This is a genomic window from Pseudomonas sp. G1002, assembly GCF_013385455.1.
Lineage (GTDB): Bacteria > Pseudomonadota > Gammaproteobacteria > Pseudomonadales > Pseudomonadaceae > Aquipseudomonas.
The window spans coordinates 17754-35646 of record NZ_JACAPY010000019.1; the positions used below are offsets into that span (position 1 = coordinate 17754).

Here is a 17893-nt window from a genome sequence, read left to right on the forward strand (position 1 = left end):
GAATGCACCTTGCATCACCTGGACTCATTGCTCAGGATAGCGCTCTTGAGCTGAACATCGGCAGGGAAGCAGCAGGTTACCGAGGCCGACAACACATGACGCTCCATGAAGATAGCCCGCTGCACATAGAGGTGTGCCAGCGCCAGAAACACCTCTGGTTCTGGCTCCCAATTGGTCTTTTGATGGTTTTCTTGACGGTTACCTCGACGATTTCCCTGGGTACAAATCCGCCGGAATGGATGTTTGTCGCACTCAACTTTGGCTGGGCAATCGTCGCGCTGACACTGCTGGTGAAGCTATCGGGTATTTGTTGCGCCAAGTGAAGCACCCAGGCGTTTCAGCTTGCATCGCGAATCACTCGGGCTCGTGCCCGCACCTTGATACGTCGTCAATGCCAGACAAACAACGTGAAACAACTCACATTTATGGAGTTTCACGGTTGAAGGTCAAAATTTGACCAAATATATTTCGCCCCACCCGAGCGCTCACCTCTATACGGATATTGTTCTGCGCCTGCTCGGGCCCCCGGAGATGCGCAGGCAATAAAACATTGAGGTTTGCCATGCGTCTTTCCAAACTCGCCCCAGCCGCCGCCCTGTTCAGCCTGTTCACTTTGACCGCCCACGCCGCCGACCTGTCTGCCCTCACCGGTGCCCTGTCATCTGCCTTGGGGGGTGCCGGCAACAGCAACAACACCGTCAACGCCAACAGTGCCTCCTGCCAGCAACAGATCCGCGACCTGCAGACCAATATCAATGCGGCCAATGCCAAGGGCGATACGTTGCGCGCGACCGCGTTCCAGGCAGCACTGACACAAACCAACAAGAGCTGCAGCAACAGTACCTACAACACTCAGGCACAAGTGGACACTAACCCTCAGCGCCAGCAAAACGTGAACAAGGCTGCGGATGCGATCAACGCAATTGGCGGCTTGTTCAAGTAAGTCGGGCTGCCCTGCGAGAAGGCCCGCGATTGCGGTTTTTTCGCCCATCGTACTTACCGGCAGACAATAAAAAACCCCGTAGACGTTAATCTACGGGGTTTTCTGGTGTGGAGGATTGTCGTCCCCCTTCACCTTAGCCAATGGCCGCCGACAGCTGCCATGTTCGCTTATTTCTTGGCCCAGTTGAGGATGTACTTACCGTAAGCACCTTCAAACCCATCGACGGCAATCGAATAGGTTTCACCCTTCTTGGCTGAAAAAGTCACAGCACTGGTTACATCATTTTCCGACTGGTTATTGTTCGTGCCGGCCACCGGCATCGAATTCAGGCTCGTGCTTTTATAAACGGCAAGCACGGTGTCGAATTTTGAGCCTGTGGTATCAAATGTGAAGCTTGCATCTTCTGGGGAAGTCCATTTGCACCAGACCGAATGGTAAGGCTTGGCAAAAGGAATATGTCCAGACTCACCAGCCTGGCTGGTGGCTAGTGTAGTGTCGCCGGCAACTGTACCTTTAACACCCTCGATAACCGTGGCTTGCGAGAAATCATCTGCGCAGCTCAGCGAGCTGCTTGTGCCGTTGAGGCCCTGATAGATCAGCGTGCCGGCTCCGAGCACGACAACAGCAATGGCTATTGGGAAAATAATGCGTGGTACGGCCATGACTCTTCCTTTTGAGGCGTATAGTTTCTGAACTACTGCCATAGCAAGCGCAGCTTTAAATGGAAAAATGGATATCGGCTGATTAACGCCCATGAAATCATGCCATGGACGTTAAAAATGGCACATCAAGCTATAAATCTCAGGAAACAAGTGGATTTTCTCTCGACCAGCCTGCCCGCCAGAGGCCCCTCGGTCACGAGGGGTGGCGATATTAACATGATGCATGCACCTGATCATCCAACTCCTGTCATCCCGTAGATGTCTTTAGGGGTGTGAATGCGATACAGGTAGAGATCAATTTAAAAATCAATAAATCTATGCCGTCTCCCGCTCAAAAATGGAAGACGGAGTTCAAAATGGAACAGCAAATAAATCATTTCCCTTGGCATCCGAAGATTGCCGCAAGCGATATACCTCATATTCAAAACGTCAGCGTGACCGCAATCGTGTCGGTATAAGTGCCGGCCGGCAAACCCACCTTGCCTGGGGATTTGCCGTAAATATTCACGGTTTGCGCAACCCCGGTGCTGGCCGTGAGATTGATAGTGCCGTTGTTGGCAAGAATTTGCGTGTGGGCGGCGTCGGTGTAGATGTCATAGGGCGCAAAGTGGCCGGCACCGTCTGCCAGGGCACGCGTTCCACCGGTGGATTTGCCATCATTGGCGCCGGACGTGATGGTCAATACCGGCGAAGTACCCGCCGAGCATTGAATAGACAAAGGCGCCCCGCCGCCGCCCAGCACTTGCCCATCAGCCTCGGTATACAGGGTGTTGGCGGTACCAAAGTTCAACGCACCGAAATTCAAGCCTGTGGTGCCTCCTACGCCGTTGACCAGGCAACTGTTGATCAATATCAGCGACGCACTGATTTGACCGGTGACGGTGGTCGCGGCCTGCGAGCCGGACACCCAGGCCAGTGTCGTCAACGCCAGTAAGACTCTTGAGATAAGTCCATTCATGAAGCTCTCCTTATGACTTGCCAACCCAGCGCGCCGGTTCAGGTCCCTGAGGTAGACCCTTGACACTTGTACAAGGATGGCCGTTGCGTAGAAGGTTAGTCAGTCAAAAGGAAACTGCCAGCCCGAGGCCAATCGCTTTCACTTGCGGGAGGTTGCCTGGAGAGCTTTTCGGCCTTGTACCCGCAGGAATCACTGGCCAGTTTTCGCTCCGTCGCTACACGTCAGCGAACGGGAATCGGAACCCGGAAATTACAGGTGCCTCCCTATCGATGATAAGCCTTCCGGTAGGTTGTGGGGCTCACGCCCACGATCGAGAAAAAGTGCTGACGTAACGACAGGCTTGTACCAAACCCGCAAGCGTCAGCGATCGACTCGACGCTATGATCGGTGGTTTCAAGTTGCAGTTGGACAGCCTTGATTCGCTCATTCGTGAGCCACTTTCCAAACGTCGAGCCGGTCAGTTGCTTGAAGTGCCGAGTGAAACTGCGTCGACTCATCGCCAGCCTCGTCGCCACTTGATCGATTGACAACGGTTGTTCCAGGTTTGCCCGAAGCCAGTCCAGCAACTGGCCGAGACGCTGGTCGCTTGCGCCTTGAGGAACAGGCTGGCTGATGAACTGGGCCTGGCCTCCGTCGCGATGGGGGGAAACCAGCAGTTGACGCGCCAACGCGTTGGCAACCCCCCGCCCGTAGATCCGCCTGACGATATGAATACAGCAATCGAGCCCTGCGGCCACGCCTGCAGAGGTCAGGATTTGCTGCGCCTCGACATAGAGCACTTTGGGGTCCACTTCAATGCGTGGGAAATCTCGCGCCAGATGCGCCGCCCACGCCCAGTGCGTGGTTGCCCGCTTGTCGCACAGCAGGCCCGCATGGGCAAGCACGAACGCCCCCAGGCACAGGCCGACCACCAGCGCGCCTCGTTCATGGGCTGCCTGAAGCGTTTCGAGGAGTGCGCTCGGCGGCCTTTCGGTGACGTCCCGCCAGCTGGGAATGATGACGATGTCAGCTCCTGCAACCTGGTCCAAACCATGGTCACAGTGGATCGCGAAACCGGCGTTGGTAACCAGCGCCCCCTCTTCGCCCGCGCAGACCACCAATTCAAACCAGGGCGAATCCCCCACTCGGCGATCTTTACCAAATACGAGGCACGGCACAGAAAGGTGAAAGGGGCTGATGCCGTTAAAAGCGATGACTGCAACTTTCACACTTTTTTTCATAGGGCGGGCCTGATCGAGATTGGCCCGATTCTAATGAAAAATGGTCATTGGGCCAATGGTGTGAGTTCCCGGATGCGTTCACTCTGATCGCAGCTGCATTTCACCGGGAAATGCGCAAATCAGAGCTCAGGGCCTCAATGAACATCGCCACCTTTTGCACGCTGGGAGCACTTATGACCACTCTTTCGATGACCGCACCGGCACACGCCAGCGAACCGGTGCCGTCCGTCCCCTATACCACCGAGTCCACTGGCTATCATTGGTCCAGTGTGGACGGCGTGAGGGTTTTCTATCGCGAGGCCGGCCCCAGGGACGCGCCGACCCTGGTGCTGCTCCATGGCTACCCTTCGTCCTCGCGCATGTGGGATTCGCTGATCCCGCTGCTTGCTGACCGGTATCACGTGATCGCACCCGACTACCCCGGGTTCGGCAGAAGCGACGCGCCCTCGCCCGCGACCTACACCTACACGTTTGACCATCTGGCCGACACCATGAGCAAGCTGCTCACGCAATTGCAAATCCATGAATACACCCTGTTTATGCAGGACTACGGCGGCCCGGTAGGCTTTCGGATGATCCTCAACGCGCCGCAAAAACTGCACGGCATCATCATCCAGAACGCCAATGCCTATGACGAAGGCCTGGGTGCCAAGTGGGCGAACATCGCCAAGTACTGGAAGGCTCCCGCCGAACATCCCGAACAAGTCGATGGGTTCACGGGGTACGAGGGCACGAAGCAGCGCCATCTGGGCACCAGCCCTCATCCGGAGCGTTACAACCCTGATGCCTGGGAGGACGAGTTTGCCGCCTTATCCCGTCCGGGCCAGCGGGCGATACAGTCGGCGTTGTTGCTGGACTACCAGAACAACGTGGCCTCTTACCCAAAATGGCAGCAATGGTTGAAAGACAATCAACCGCCGATGTTGGTCATGTGGGGGAAATACGACCCGTCGTTCATTCTGCCGGGGGCGATGCGCTACAAGGATGATGTGCCGGGGGCCGAGGTTCATATTCTGGACGCGGGGCATTTCGCGCTCGATGAAAAAACCGAGCAGATCGCCAGCCTGACGCGTCAGTTCATGGCGCGTATCACCGCCGGTAAATAGTAAAGAGTGGGAGGCCCGCGCCCGACTGATCGTCGGGTAACCCTGCAGTTCGTCGCCTCAAGCATTCCACTTCACTCAATCTCGAATACTGTATACACATACAGCACTCGAAATACCTCCTATGAATATCGACGAAGACACCTGCGGGTGGCTTGGCATCCCCACGCCTCTCGAAATGCACAAACAACATGCCCGGCTGCTCGAGAACGAGATCCAGGAACTGAACCTGCAACTGCGTAAGGCCCGGGCGGATATCTTCGGCCTGGTCGCGATGCTGACAGAAGCACAGGCAAAGAACGAAGAGTTTGCCGGATACCTCAGGCTGCGCGGTGCCGAAGCTGCAGCGATGAGGAAGCAGATCGCCAACCTCACCACTTCAGATCGACTCAGCACGCGCGAGGCCGAGAGGCTGCGCAGTGTGCTGAACGAACTGATGTCTCACCCGAAAACCATTGTCTAAGCTCAGGTTTCAGGTTGAGGCCTTGGCCATGTGCGGAAGACTTTCCCAGTACAGCGGCATTCACGACTTCGTCGCGGCGCTGAGCATGCCCAATGCCCTGGCGAACTCCGTGGGTGAGTTGCCGCTGTGAGAAAATCGACCTGCAACCGAGTGGAAGCTGACGCTGTTGATGACGGCGCTGAGGATCGCGCCAATCATCGTTTGGCTGAACGCAAACGCAGCCAAACCACCCCGACCAGCCCCAACGGCACCCCCAGGCTGAGCCATGAAAGCAGGTCATAGACGCCGTCACCAATCAGCGCCGAGAGCAATCCGAACAGGCTTAAAACAAAGAGCAACAGCGGCCAGCGAAAGATCATCCACAGTCCGCGCCTCATGATCGGCCCCCCATTTCCGGCCCGCTGGCATGCAATTCATCCAAGCGTTTTTGCAACGGTACCTTGCGACGGCTCAGCCACAGGTAGAGCCCACTGCCGAGGATGACGATGCTGATGAGATCGAGCAGCGTCCAGATGATTTTCAGCGGCACACCACCGTAATCACCAAAATGCAGCGGCTGCGAAACCAGCAAGGTTTTCACGTACAACGGCATCTCACGCATGTCGGTCAGCTCGCCGGTACTCGCATCCACCAGGGCCGGCTTGAGCAATCGCGCAGTGAGCGGCGTGGTGCCGCGCATGAACACTGCGTAATGGTGCTGGCTGCTGAACTGAGTACCGGGAAAGGCGATGAAGCTGGGCTCCATGCCTGGCGCCGCCTTACGCGCGGTATCCAGCGCTTTTTGCAACGACCCGAGGCGCGCCAGCGGCGGCGCATCCTTGTAGGGCGCGGTCATCTGCGCCAACTGGTCACTCTGCCAAAAGTCGAAAATGGGCAATGCCAGCGTATTGATCACGCCTGTCAGCCCCACCACCAACACCCAGGCGAGGGTGACGATGCCGAGCACGTTATGCAGGTCCAGCCACTTCAAGCGTGAACTGCGCCCGTTGCGCACGGTGGCGAAGTCCAGCTTGCGCATGAACGGTGTGTACACCACCACGCCGGACACCAGCGCCGCGACCAACAGCAGCCCCATGAAACCGAGGAACAGATAACCGGGCAACCCCATGAATAAATCGGTATGCAGGCGCAACATCAGGTTCATGAACCCTTCGTCTGGCGGCACCGCAGGAAATAACTCGCCAGTGCGTGTATCGAACGACTGCGAATGCCCCTCGATCGGTGGCGGCATAATGCTCGTTGCCGTGTACACCGTACCGAGCGGACTTTCCGGATCGAAACCGACAAAACGCACGACCTCCCCCGGCTGCGCCACCAATGCACTGGCAATGACGGTGTCGTAGTCGATTGGTGGTGTATCGGCGGTCAGCGGGCGCAGGGGCGGCGGCGGCTCGAAGTAGTGCTCAATCTCTTCATGAAAGATCAGTGGCAGCCCCGTCAGGCACAGCAACAACAGGAAAACGGTAGCGATCAGGCTGGTCCATTTGTGGACCAGAAACCAGATACGCAAGGTGCGTGCAGTCATGCTCGGTGGTTTTCCTTAAAGCGCCAGGCTCGCCGCGCGTCACGGGGCACAGCGAGCCCCCAGGCGGTATCAGTATTTCCAGGTAACGGAAGCTACCAGGTTACGCGGGGCGCCGTAGCTGGCGGTCGTGGCACTGTTGTACAGCGATAGCAGGTATTTGCGATCGGTGACGTTGTTCAGGTTCAGCGACGTGCTCCAGTTGCTGTCGATGTCATAGCTGGCCATGAAATCGAGCAACGCGTAGGCGTTCTGGTGGATGGCACTGTTCGTGTCGTTTTCCACTGCACTCTGCCAGCTTACCCGTGTACCGATCTTGGCTTGGGGCAAACTTGGCAAGCGATAGGTGAGCATGCCGCGCACGCTATGAGTTGGCACATACTTACGGGCCTTGTCGCCATCGTCGTTGTCGATGCGCACGTAGGTATACCCGGCGAGCACGTCCAGGCCGGGTAGCGCTTCGCCAGAGGCTTGCAGCTCTACTCCGTGACTCTTGTAATCCATGGGGTCGTAAACGGACCGGCCACCCACCAGGCCGACATACTCCGCGACATTCTGCTGTTCGGTCTTGAACGCCGCGGCGGTGACGTTGAGGCGGTCATCCAGCAAGCTGCCCTTCACACCGGCTTCCATGCTTTTGCCTTCAAGCGGAGCAAGCAGTTTGCCGTCCCTGCCCAGGTTGTACTGAGCGCTGTAGATTTTCGTCCAGCTGCCATACACGCTCCACTGCTTGTCCAGGTCGTAGACCAGGCCGGTGTAAGGCGTCACCTTGCCATGTGCGCGGGTGTAGTAGTCGGAACCATAGCTGTCGCCGGAAGCGTCCAGGCTGATCATCCGCGCGCCGGCGATCCAGTGAAGATCATCGGCCAGACTGAATCGGGCACCGGCGTACACGCTTTTCTGAGTGTCCGTGAAATTCTGCGTATTGGCGTCGCTGGTAAACAGGAACGACGGATGCGCCAGATTGCCCGCCAGCACATCCGAGAATGAAACGTCGTAGTAGCCATCTGCAGCCGCATCGTATTCCCGGGCCTTCTGATGGGTGCGGCCATAGGCGGCACCGAGGGTCAACTCATGCTCTCGGCCAAACAGGCTGAACGGGCCGGAGACCTTGGCCTCGCCCAGCAACTGATGAGCCTCGCTGGTGGTATTGGCGGCAAACACTGAGGCGTCATCACCGCTGACCCCGGCGACATACATCATGTTGGTGTCTTGCTTTTCGGTGATGCCCGTGGCGGTGACCGTAGCGTTCCAGCCGTTGCCAAAATCATGCTTGAGCTCAGCGAATGTGCGCTGGGTACGCAGGTTCCAATAGGTCCATGGCTGGCCGATGCTGGAGCTGCGGCTGCCATAGTGAATGGCGTTGCCATCGTTATCCACCAACGGCAAGTTACCCCAGGTGCTGCCGTTTGAATTGCTGTCGTGCTGGGAGAAACCCACGGTTACGGTGTCGGCATCGGACACATCGAACGCCAACAACCCGGCAGCGACGTTGCGCTCATGGCTGTATCGATCCATCCACGAGTTGCCCTTGTCGTGGGAGTAAATGAAGCGGCCGCGTACGTTGCCGGTATCCGTCAACGGCCCGGAAACGTCCACGTCCACACGACGGCCATCCCATGAGCTGACGCTGGTATCGATTTGCGCCTGGAAGGTCTCGGTCGGACGTTTGCGTACGAAATTGACCGTGGCCGACGGGTTGCCAGCCCCGCTCATCAAACCATTGGCGCCATGCAGGATGTCGATCTGCTCGAACTCGGCCAAGTCCTGATCACCGACCAATACGGTTCCCACGAAGGGCATGCCCACGCCATCGTATTCAAAGTTGTTGATATCGAAGCCGCGCGAGGTGAATTCCGTACGATCGGTTTCGGTTTGCTCCACGGTCACCGAGGGCGCAGCACGCAGCGCATCCTTGATGCCCGTGATCTTGAAGTCATCCAGGGCTTGCCGAGTGATGGTGGTCACGGCCTGCGGGGTTTCCTTGTCCGTCAAGCCCAGACGGGTAGTGCTGGACGACGGGTTGCTTTTGTAGCCCACGGTTGGCCCGTCAATAGGTTCACTACTCGCTTCGATCTGGGTAGTCGGCAACGTCAAGTCTTCGGTGGCGTGAACGAGGGACGCAGCGCTGCAAGCGCCAGCAAGCAACAGACTGGCAGAAAAGTGATGTTTCAAAACGAGGATTCCTACGACGAGTGGGTCAAGCGCGTTAACATTTCGAGAATGCTAATAGGAATCTAACTCAATTACCAAGTTATGTCGGACATTTTTTTCACATTTCGAAACATTTACCGTCGGGTACATTTGGCTACATTTTGGCGTTTCAAAATGAGGAGGTGCGGAACACTGAAGATTCGCCCTTGAGGAGGTTTCGGCCGCGGCTCAGGCCGCGAGATTGAATGAGGGCGACTGATTCTGCACCGAGTGGCTCCGACTCCACATCGAGCCATGTACTACCCAGTAGATTCGTCGGGAGCTGAAGCTGATGAAGCGCGAAGGCCTGTCAGCAACCTCACTCCAGTAAGAACCCATCCGCACACTCCTTTTTTATGGGCACAAGGGTATTCACATGCCTCAGAAAGAAGGTTCAGGAACAGCGTCTGACCGAGATTGGCTGGGGAGCCAGGGCGCTAGTACCGTAGTCGTGGAAGGAATCACCGGGGTCAATTCATGAACTCCGGCCGAAGACCGCAAAGAAGATTGATGCCTGCGTTGGAGCTATCGCTAAACGGCAAAATGGAAAAGATCCGGGGGGCGGCTCTTTTTTTCGAGCTCAATAAAAAACCCCGTAGACGTTAATCTACGGGGTTTCTAAGAGTGGAGGCCGAGGTCGGAATCGAACCGGCGTAGGCGGATTTGCAATCCGCTGCATAACCATTTTGCTACTCGGCCTCAAACGATCAATGCCCTACAACCGACATTCACCGCATACAAACTTGAGTGGGCTATGTGAAGCTTGCCTCTACTCTATCTCATTGAAAACATTGAAGTTTTTAATGCTTCAGTGCGTTCGATGGGCGCAATTATGTACTCATTTGCCAGGGCTTGCAACCCCTTGATTTCAAAAAATATTCTCTCAAGGGGCAGGCATTCCTGGTGGGCTACCCTACCGCCCGGCTTCTTCCTTGTCACGGATAACCTGCAATTGATACTGCGGGTCCGCCTTGATCTGCTGTTCGGTAAACGGCAGCGGGCTGAGTTTTTTCTCGGAAAACGCCTGGGTCTGGTCCTTGAAGTATTTCGACGCGGGGTCGCTGGACAAGGAGAATGCCAGCACACCTTCGGCATTGGGCCCCTTCTCGTCGAACGTCACGATCTGCAGGTAACTGCTGCCGCTGACTACCTCGCGCTTGCCATCGGCCCGAGGCACGCTTTGCATGGCGTTATAAACGCCCAGCTCTTGCGGGCCGCCGTGGATCGGTGTCTGGCCCGAGACCTGAATATCACCCCAGCGGCTGTCCGCCGTCAGCCCGCGCTTGGCCACGTCGGCGGCTGACGCGAGCATCGCTTCATGCAGCGCCTTGGCCACGTTTGCCCGATCGACCGCCAGCCCACGTGGTGTGGTCAGGGGTTGTGCCGGATCGAAACCCACCTTCCACGCGTCCGGCGCTTGCGCCAGTTGCTCCGCCAGGTTGATGAAGTGCACCAGGCCCAGGCCGCTGTCGAGGTTGGCGCGCTGGTCCCAGTTTTTCAGGCTGTCGCACACCGATTTCACGCTGGCGTCGGCACCCGCGCAGAACTTCAGCAAGTCCGGCATCACCTGGCTGGCAAGATACACCTGGTTGTCCATGACCATATTCTGCAGGTCGGCGACCTTGATCGGTTGCTTGTCGAGCTCCTGCAAGCGTTGCAAGGCAAAGCGCGCACGCGGGCCCAAGCCGATCTTGTCCTGGCTGATAACGGGCGAGAACCCGGTCAAGGGTGCCTTGGGGTTGACCAGCCAGGCCGAGTCATTGGAGTGCTGCACGTAGTCGGTGCGCTCCAGTTGCGGCAGTTGCTCGGCGGGGAAGATCCCGGTCTGGGCGGCACGCGGGTCCACGTCCCAGGCGCAGGCGCTGCGAGAGCCGTCGAGCATGATGAATTGCAGCCCGACCCGTGGGTCACTGCACTGTGCGAGCTTTTTCGCGCTGACGTTCGGCACCACCGACAGGTTCATGTACAGGCTTTGACCCTGGTCATCCGCTGCCACCGTGTTGACCCACGGGATACCTTGCAGGGTGTGTACCGAGGTTTGCAGTTCCTTGAGGTTCGCCGCGCGGTTCATCGCGTACCACTGTTGCAGCACACGGTCGTTGCCCAGGTTGGCATCCCGCAGGCTGAAGGCATATTTGGCGTCCCAGTCGAGTTTGCCCGGCCATTGCACGATGGGGCCGAACTGCGAGCTGTAGACCGTGCGGGACTGTTCCCGGGTACCGCCGTCGGCAGTTTTTACCGCTACCTTGATCGTGGTTTTATCCATGGGCACGGACTTGCCGTCCAGCAAATAGCGAGTCGGGTCCTTGGGGTCCAGAGTCAGGCGATACAGGGTGAAGTGCTTGGACGTATCAACGGTGTGCGTCCACGCAACGTGCTGGTTGAAGCCGATATTGATCACCGGCAGGCCCGGCAACGCAGCGCCCATCACATCCAGCTGGCCGGGGATGGTCAGGTGCATCTCGTAGAAACGCATGCCGCCCACCCACGGAAAATGCGGGTTGGCCAGCAGCATGCCGCGGCCGTTGAACGAACGGTCACGCCCCACCGCCACCGCGTTGCTGCCACGGTCCAGGGCGAAACGTTGCTGGTTGGCCGCCGCGACCTCAAACGCCTTGCTGTCCACCTGGGCGACGGTGTTGGGCGGCGTGGCCCCCACCAGGGCCTCGGCAAATTGCCCGACGCCACCTTCCACCAGCAGCCGGCGGGTCAGCTTGACCAGGTCTTCGGCCGTGATCGGCCGTACCCAGGCCGCCTGGCACTGCGCCGGCAAACCCTGGGCAGTGCGCTCCTTGAGGTAGTGGTTGTAACCGGCAACATACCCTTCAATGCGCTGCTGCATCGCCGGGGGCTGGGCCTTCCAGAATGCCGCAACGGCCTGGGGGGTGTTCAGCCAGGTGAAGAACACGTCGTTGGCAAGGTTGTTACGCCCTTCCAGGGTCGCCTGCTCGGGACCAAAGTACCTGGCACGCTCGCCATTGACCGTTACCACCTCATTGGCCAGCAGGCACAGGTTGTCCTGGGCATAGGCATAACCGATGCCGAACCCCAGCCCACGCTCATCGTTGGCCCGGATATGCGGGACACCAAAGCTGGTGCGACGGATCTCGGCGGTGGCCTGTTGCTCCTGCACCCGCGCCGCGGCCGAAAGACTCAGCCCCAGCAACGCCCCTGCCACACACACCCTGAACAACCCGTTGGAAATAATCACGCAGACTCCACAGCCAAATTAAACACCGCGACGAGGGACAGCTTCGCCAACACCTCAGTTAAGACGTAAATACCGGGAATAATTTTAGCAGCCGCAGGCGTTTATTCGGACAGGTCGGTATGTCTCCAGGATGTTACCGACAAAATTTCTACATCCCCCGCTTCATGATTTGTGCAGCTCGTACGTCTTATTAACTAAGAGCGCCATCATTTTCCTGATCAGGCTCTGATAAGGAGTTTCTGCATGTACAACTCGCAACTGCCCACGGAAGGACACTCACCCATGCATGACGGAGGTTTTGCCACCGGCAACCAGGCGTTCGGCAAGGCGCCGGAACATGGCAACCAGCGTATTCGTCATTTGCTCAAATGCTTTGGCCTGCGCACCAGCCTGATCCGGCTGAAGGTCATCGACGCCCTGCTGACCGCCGCCGACAACCAGCGCACCCTCGGCGTGCGCGGCGTGCACAGCCATTTGCTGGAGCTGGGCATCCCGTTGTCGTTTCTCAGTGTGCGCGAGGTGCTCAAGCGCCTGTGCACCGAAGGCGTGATCACCCTGAACGCCGACAAGAGCTACAGCCTGCACGAGCAGGCTGCCAAAGTCCTGGAAGGCCGGGCCTGACTCAAAGGTTAGGCTTGACCTTGCGACGCATCACACCGTTGATCACCACCACGGTTACCGCTACCGCAATCGCGATGTACTGGAACGTCTTTTCGCTGATGACCCCGTTGTTCTGCAAGTAGGACAGGCCAAACATCGTCCCCAGCACCAGCAGGGAGATCAGAATCGAGTATTTCAAACGTTGCTTTTGGGTCATGACAGGTTCCTGAAGCTAAAAAATTGTGTCCACTTTGTATCGACTACCACACCAAGCACATACCTGTTAGCGGGGATGGATTGGGGTCGGCGGGGTCTCATGTTACAGGCGATGAAAAACTTTGGCTTGCCCAACGCCTGATTGAACCTGAGAGCACCCTAGAGGATTTTGAAATGCTTCGTCGAATCACACTGCTGATTCCCTTGCTGATCATGTTGAGCATGAGCGGCTGCATTATTTTCCCCCACGGCGGCGGCGGTTGGCATGACCATCGCTACAGCGAAGGCGGACCGGGGTATTACCATCGCTGATCGGTCATCCGTACATTTTCTGACATCTTGAACACTTTACAGGCGGAGCCATTCCCCCTGCTTCCGACACTCAGCAAGAGCGTCCAGGAAGCAGGGAGGTTTTCCTGAAAGGCGCATTCCTGAATGAGCGTGCCTAAAGGTGTTCACGATGATAGTCAGCAACTCGGTTCCTTCCTCCACTGCATACCCACCACCGCCCCCTCCTCCGATACCACTCCCCGATATACCGTCATACCCCGATGAAATATTGCAAAGCGCAACGGACATTCCGGACCCCGCGGCTGACACACCGCCCCCCAATGGCCCGAAAGCCTTGGAGACCGCGCTGGCTGACCGAAAAAACTGGCAGGCACTGGCGCAGCAGCTCACTCATGTCGCCACGTTGGCAGGACCGAACGCGCCGTTTCTGGTGGTGCGATCTGCGCTGGGAAGCACGCTGATGGACCTCGCGCCCAACTCTTCTTACCCCCCAAATAGTGCTAACGCCGTGAGTCTTGCAAACTTTCTCAAGGCTATGGGCCTGCCCGAGCCAACCACCCATGATGAGCTGCTGACCCTGGCGCGCACATCGCTGACACGTTCCCACCCCCATCCATGGGGAAATCTGGGCGGCGCCTTGTCCTGGCCCCTGCCCTTGAGCACACCTCAGCAGAACGAACTGCTCACCGCCGCCAGAGAACATGCCGCTGGCCCTCCGGATGTTCAGCAAGCAAGCCAGCAGCGGGGGCTCCTGGAGTTTCTGAACGGTAACCTGCCGCTCTCCAGCGACGCCTCGAGCGATCCGGCCAAAACGCTGGAAGCCCTCATCCGTTCCCCCCGAGGCCAGGCGCTGGGAGAGGCCTTGCAGACCAAACTGGAGAGCATTCCGACTGATAGCAGTGTGAATGATCACGTACTGGCGGCCATCAACCTCGATCTGGATCAGGAATCCATCACCCAACCGCATCGCAACAAAGTGGCCGGATTCGGCCTGTCACATAAACAATATTGGGGCAAACCCACCTCGGCGATCGTCGCCGGCCTGCGCGAGCACTTGAGTGATACCGGCAAAACCTCACCTGCCAACGCCTCGCTGGGTACGCATCTGCTGTTGATGCGGGCGGCGCCGCAGTTGCTGATCAAGGATATTCCCGACAGCGTGGTCTACGGCAGCCTGGCCTGGGCCAACCTGTGCATCGCGGCGGCCGCCATCGAAGCCAGGTCCCCTGGCAGCGTAGCGAACATGAGTTTTGCCGAAGTGATGATCGCCGCCGACTCAAGTGGGCCCGCGCCCGAAGCTGCCCAAACTGCGGCATTGTTGGACTGGGCCGTGGTCAATGGGGTGCTTGAGGCGAAAGACGACACGCTTTACGAAAAACCAGACATTGATACCGCCATGGACGCGTTCAACTATCAATCGGGCAAGCTGAAACACGCCTCCGGCTTGCTTGACACCCCAATGCCCAGCCGCAAGCAGATGGCGCTGGACCTGCTCAAGGAAAAATTTGGCGAAGGCGTCCCCTTTGAAGAGAAGGTGTTGCTCAAGCCCAACAAAACCGCCAACAAGACGATCCCCACTCGCGGCCCTTATTCCATGCTGGACCTGACCATGCAAGGCGAGAAAATAACGGCATCAGACTGGGAGCTCAAACCTGGAACGCATGGCGTCGACCTTGATGCCTTCGCCACCTTTACCCATGGCCCCGGCTTTAAAGTCCCCGACACCTTTGACAAAGCCATCAGCCAGACCATAAGCGACTATAAAACCGTCAAGAAATATTCCATCTTGAACGCCCTCGCCAACCTTCCACCGGAGGACAAAGAAAACTTGCGGTTAGGAAAGCTGAACTTCTACAAAGAAAAATCCTACAGAGTCAGCTGGACACCATTCGCGGGAGAAACCCTCTTCCATACAAGCAAAAAAATACTGGTCACCACAAAACACCAGAACAAGCCGTCCACCTATGAGTTCGATACCGAAAAAGGCAGCATCAGGAAAGTCAGCAACGCAATTATCACTCGCCAGGACCAGAAGATCGCCAACGAAGTAACCCGAATAGAAGAGTTCTCCACCTTCGATGCCAAGCGCGACTATATAAAGCAAGAGAACCCGCTCGAGGGATCCAATCCCAACCTGTTCAGGAATTTCCGGGCGGAGTACCTTGCGGATTCAATCGTCGAGGGGCTCGATCTGGAAACCTTCAGGCAACAAGCGGCCGGAAGTACGCCGGATGAGCATAGAAGGACGGTCGCCAGCACCATCGGCAACTTTTTTCTCGACCTTGTTCCGCTCAGGTCGGCCATCGTCAACTTCAGTAATGGCAACTATAAAGATGGGTTCTCTGACCTGGCATTTGATGTGTTCGGCTTTCTCACGGCAGGTGCAGGCGTCGCCGCGAAGGTCGGTAAAACCCTGAGCACTGCCAGCAGCGCGGCCAGCAAAGCCCTCAAGCTGAGCAAGATTTTCGGGGTTACCGCACTCTCGGAACTCAATCCGCTGAGCGGACTTGGCGACCTGGTAGTCGGCGCGGGAAAACTCGCCATCGACGGCGCAAACGCAGCCACCCAGGGCTTGAAAACGCTCAAGGGTACAGCGAGCAACAGCGAGCTTGCCGCCGCCGGCACTCGATATGACGCAGCCGCTACCGGCTCATTCCAGATGGGCGAGCAGACGGTCGAGGGCAGCGCGGTGCAGATCAAGGGCAAGTGGTACGCTTTCGACGCACAAAAGCACCAGCCGTACGGCAGCCCCCTGCAAGCGTTCAGTAGCGCTGATACGCTGGAGCCCTCCCCCAACGCCTATGCCTCTTCGAGCAAGAGCACTCACCGGTTTAACCCGATAAACACTGTCAACCGCCCACCTCGAATCAGGAAGCCGTTACCCGAGGGCCAATACGTGGAAAGTTTGAAAGGACGGCTCGAAGTCGACCATTTCAAGCTCGACACCCGCCAGGCAACGCTGGATAAGTTTCGGGTGGAAATGGAGGACTATTATGAGGCGATCAAGGATGGAGGCCTTCCGCCGCGCCCTACAATCCCCGATATCCCCGTACCGATCCCCGCAGCCGATCTGATCACAGAGGCATTGAAAGCATCAAACGGCGTGGTGTTTGGAGAGTCTCACTCGCAGATGGCCAGCTTTAAAATGCTGTTCGACAACGTCGATACGCTAAAAAGCCAGGGTGTCAAAAAAGTCTATTTCGAAGGGTATATCGACTACATCGGTGGCCCCGTTGATGATGGAATCGGAATGCTCGGAAACAGCAACACTCGCCGCACGAATCCAACACTGGAGCAACTCAAGAAAAAATTTGAAGATAATGGAATAGAGCTTTTACCCCTCGATCACTATTACCTGACGCGACATAGACACGACAAATCCCGTGATCGCACCCGCACTGGCGTCAACTCTGAAAAGCGGCTCAAGGAGTTCAACTACTACGCCGCGGAAACCATCCAGGCAAACTCCGGCACCGAAAAGTGGGTCGCGTTAGTGGGAAGCGCACACATGAACACCTCCGAAGGTGTTCCGGGCTTGGCGGAACTGACGGAAAGCATCGGCATCGGGGTTTTTGACAACAGGAACATGACCCACAGCAGCATCGGGCTTAAAGCAAAAAACCCTGCGCCAGACCCGAACCGGCCATTACAGCCCAACGATATTCCAGGCGACCTGCGCATCTACGTGAAACCCTGAGCACATCGCAAAGGCCCGGAAAGCCTCCGAGCCTTTGCATGAGGTGTTCACCCTCCATGCACCCAGCGCTGATGCAACCAGCGCGCAAACGCATCCAGGGCAAACCCCAACAAGCCGATCAGCAGCACCATCGCCATCAGCTCCGAGTAGGCCAGCCGGTCGCGAGTGTCGAGGATGTAATAACCCAGCCCGGCACTGACCCCGAGCATCTCGCACGGCACCAGCACGATCCACAGGATCCCGATGGCCAGGCGCACGCCGGTCAGCACGTGCCCCATCACCCCGGGAATAATCACCCGGCGCAAGGTTTCCCAGCGCGTGGCGCTCAGGCTCTTGCTCAGTTGCAACCAGCGCGGATCGAGCTGACGCACACCCGCCGCCGTATTCAGCAGAATCGGCCACACCGCTGCGAACGCCAGCAGGAAGTAGATCGGCTGGTCGCCCACGCCCATCAACATCACCACGATGGGCATCCACGACAGCGGCGAGATCATCCGCAGAAACTGGAACGCCGGCGTGGTCGCCGCCTCCAGCTTGCGCGAACTACCCACCAGCAAGCCCAGCGGTACACCAATCAGCAATGCCAGGAACAGCCCGACGAAGATCCGCTTGAGGCTCACGGCTATGTTCAGGTACAGCTCGCTGCGGCCCAGCAACTCCCACAGGCTGGCGAGGGTCGCCGACAGCGAAAACCGCGCAGACAAACCGTCCGCGCTGCCAAAGACTTTCACCCCCAGCCACCACAGCAACAACAACCCCGCCAACCCGCTCAAGCCAAGCAACCAGCCCGGCAACCCCAAGGTTTTGCCGTTGT

16 protein-coding genes, 1 tRNA gene and 1 pseudogene are annotated in these 17893 nt (G+C 57.7%); 8 read left to right on the forward strand and 10 right to left on the reverse strand.

The genetic code is table 11. From position 1 onward, the window contains the following. Positions 1–2 precede the first annotated feature (2 nt). Together HX801_RS09280 and HX801_RS09285 are read left to right on the forward strand one after the other, a co-directional pair. Positions 3–323 (forward strand): hypothetical protein, encoded by a 321-nt coding sequence (locus HX801_RS09280; RefSeq protein ID WP_177021943.1) that lies wholly within the window; start codon positions 3–5, stop codon positions 321–323. A 239-nt stretch (positions 324–562) separates the two neighbouring features. Further along, on the forward strand, positions 563–943 hold the full coding sequence (locus HX801_RS09285; RefSeq protein ID WP_177021944.1) for a DUF1090 family protein: 381 nt from the start codon (positions 563–565) through the stop codon (positions 941–943). 167 nt (positions 944–1110) lie between these two features. Here HX801_RS09285 and HX801_RS09290 read toward each other — a convergent pair whose 3' ends face one another. From HX801_RS09290 to HX801_RS09300, 3 genes are all read right to left on the reverse strand, one after another. Next, positions 1111–1605, reverse strand: coding sequence for a hypothetical protein (locus HX801_RS09290; RefSeq protein WP_087693941.1), 495 nt, complete (start codon positions 1603–1605; stop codon positions 1111–1113). Between the two features lie 421 nt (positions 1606–2026). Then, the gene (locus HX801_RS09295; RefSeq protein WP_177008548.1) at positions 2027–2563 is read right to left on the reverse strand and encodes a spore coat protein U domain-containing protein; all 537 of its coding nucleotides are present in this window, start codon (positions 2561–2563) and stop codon (positions 2027–2029) included. Between the two features lie 263 nt (positions 2564–2826). Continuing rightward, on the reverse strand, positions 2827–3783 hold the full coding sequence (locus HX801_RS09300) for a GlxA family transcriptional regulator (RefSeq protein WP_177021945.1): 957 nt from the start codon (positions 3781–3783) through the stop codon (positions 2827–2829). 173 nt (positions 3784–3956) lie between these two features. On the opposite strand from HX801_RS09300, the gene HX801_RS09305 reads away from it, so the two are divergent. The 3 genes and pseudogenes from HX801_RS09305 to HX801_RS09315 all read left to right on the forward strand — a co-directional run. After that, complete coding sequence (locus HX801_RS09305; RefSeq protein WP_256344235.1) at positions 3957–4889, forward strand: alpha/beta fold hydrolase; 933 nt, start codon at positions 3957–3959, stop codon at positions 4887–4889. Between the two features lie 121 nt (positions 4890–5010). Continuing rightward, complete coding sequence (locus tag HX801_RS09310; RefSeq protein ID WP_008435088.1) at positions 5011–5349, forward strand: hypothetical protein; 339 nt, start codon at positions 5011–5013, stop codon at positions 5347–5349. Between the two features lie 28 nt (positions 5350–5377). Continuing rightward, positions 5378–5476, forward strand: a pseudogene (locus HX801_RS09315) (DUF159 family protein); the annotation flags it as partial. A 67-nt stretch (positions 5477–5543) separates the two neighbouring features. On the opposite strand, the gene HX801_RS09320 reads toward HX801_RS09315, so the two are convergent. The 5 genes from HX801_RS09320 to HX801_RS09340 form a co-directional block, all read right to left on the reverse strand. Next, positions 5544–5726, reverse strand: a complete 183-nt coding sequence (locus HX801_RS09320; protein ID WP_023658797.1) for a hypothetical protein — start codon at positions 5724–5726, stop codon at positions 5544–5546. Next, the gene (locus tag HX801_RS09325) at positions 5723–6874 is read right to left on the reverse strand and encodes a PepSY domain-containing protein (protein WP_177021946.1); all 1152 of its coding nucleotides are present in this window, start codon (positions 6872–6874) and stop codon (positions 5723–5725) included. The genes HX801_RS09320 and HX801_RS09325 overlap by 4 nt, the downstream gene beginning before the upstream one ends. 69 nt (positions 6875–6943) lie before the next feature. After that, a complete protein-coding gene (locus HX801_RS09330; protein WP_003207678.1) occupies positions 6944–9046 on the reverse strand; it encodes a TonB-dependent siderophore receptor in 2103 nt (700 codons plus the stop codon). A 643-nt stretch (positions 9047–9689) separates the two neighbouring features. After that, positions 9690–9763, reverse strand: a tRNA-Cys gene (locus tag HX801_RS09335). A gap of 214 nt (positions 9764–9977) precedes the next feature. Continuing rightward, positions 9978–12275, reverse strand: a complete 2298-nt coding sequence (locus tag HX801_RS09340) for an acylase (RefSeq protein WP_177021947.1) — start codon at positions 12273–12275, stop codon at positions 9978–9980. A 243-nt stretch (positions 12276–12518) separates the two neighbouring features. On the opposite strand from HX801_RS09340, the gene HX801_RS09345 reads away from it, so the two are divergent. Then, positions 12519–12896, forward strand: coding sequence for a hypothetical protein (locus HX801_RS09345; RefSeq protein ID WP_032899365.1), 378 nt, complete (start codon positions 12519–12521; stop codon positions 12894–12896). 1 nt (position 12897) lies between these two features. On the opposite strand, the gene HX801_RS09350 is transcribed toward HX801_RS09345, so the two are convergent. Continuing rightward, positions 12898–13092 (reverse strand): hypothetical protein, encoded by a 195-nt coding sequence (locus tag HX801_RS09350; RefSeq protein ID WP_003207574.1) that lies wholly within the window; start codon positions 13090–13092, stop codon positions 12898–12900. A gap of 173 nt (positions 13093–13265) precedes the next feature. On the opposite strand from HX801_RS09350, the gene HX801_RS09355 reads away from it, so the two are divergent. Beyond that, positions 13266–13403: a hypothetical protein gene (locus HX801_RS09355; RefSeq protein ID WP_003207572.1), complete on the forward strand. Its 138-nt coding sequence runs from the start codon at positions 13266–13268 to the stop codon at positions 13401–13403. Between the two features lie 313 nt (positions 13404–13716). Further along, the gene (locus HX801_RS09360) at positions 13717–17079 is read left to right on the forward strand and encodes a membrane-targeted effector domain-containing toxin (protein WP_256344236.1); all 3363 of its coding nucleotides are present in this window, start codon (positions 13717–13719) and stop codon (positions 17077–17079) included. 47 nt (positions 17080–17126) lie between these two features. Here the strand turns inward: HX801_RS09360 and HX801_RS09365 are convergent, their stop codons facing one another. Beyond that, positions 17127–17879 (reverse strand): ABC transporter permease, encoded by a 753-nt coding sequence (locus tag HX801_RS09365; protein ID WP_172834573.1) that lies wholly within the window; start codon positions 17877–17879, stop codon positions 17127–17129. Between the last annotated feature and the right edge of the window lie 14 nt (positions 17880–17893).

Bases quoted from the DNA above. Each gene is read 5' to 3' on its own strand.
- HX801_RS09300 (WP_177021945.1), bottom strand. From the start codon at position 3,783: ATGAAAAAAAGTGTGAAAGTTGCAGTCATCGCTTTTAACGGCATCAGC.
- HX801_RS09350 (WP_003207574.1), bottom strand. From the start codon at position 13,092: ATGACCCAAAAGCAACGTTTGAAATACTCGATTCTGATCTCCCTGCTG.
- HX801_RS09295 (WP_177008548.1), bottom strand. From the start codon at position 2,563: ATGAATGGACTTATCTCAAGAGTCTTACTGGCGTTGACGACACTGGCC.
- HX801_RS09290 (WP_087693941.1), bottom strand. From the start codon at position 1,605: ATGGCCGTACCACGCATTATTTTCCCAATAGCCATTGCTGTTGTCGTG.
- HX801_RS09285 (WP_177021944.1), top strand. From the start codon at position 563: ATGCGTCTTTCCAAACTCGCCCCAGCCGCCGCCCTGTTCAGCCTGTTC.
- HX801_RS09355 (WP_003207572.1), top strand. From the start codon at position 13,266: ATGCTTCGTCGAATCACACTGCTGATTCCCTTGCTGATCATGTTGAGC.
- HX801_RS09305 (WP_256344235.1), top strand. From the start codon at position 3,957: ATGACCACTCTTTCGATGACCGCACCGGCACACGCCAGCGAACCGGTG.
- HX801_RS09280 (WP_177021943.1), top strand. From the start codon at position 3: ATGCACCTTGCATCACCTGGACTCATTGCTCAGGATAGCGCTCTTGAG.
- HX801_RS09345 (WP_032899365.1), top strand. From the start codon at position 12,519: ATGTACAACTCGCAACTGCCCACGGAAGGACACTCACCCATGCATGAC.
- HX801_RS09310 (WP_008435088.1), top strand. From the start codon at position 5,011: ATGAATATCGACGAAGACACCTGCGGGTGGCTTGGCATCCCCACGCCT.
- HX801_RS09325 (WP_177021946.1), bottom strand. From the start codon at position 6,874: ATGACTGCACGCACCTTGCGTATCTGGTTTCTGGTCCACAAATGGACC.
- HX801_RS09320 (WP_023658797.1), bottom strand. From the start codon at position 5,726: ATGAGGCGCGGACTGTGGATGATCTTTCGCTGGCCGCTGTTGCTCTTT.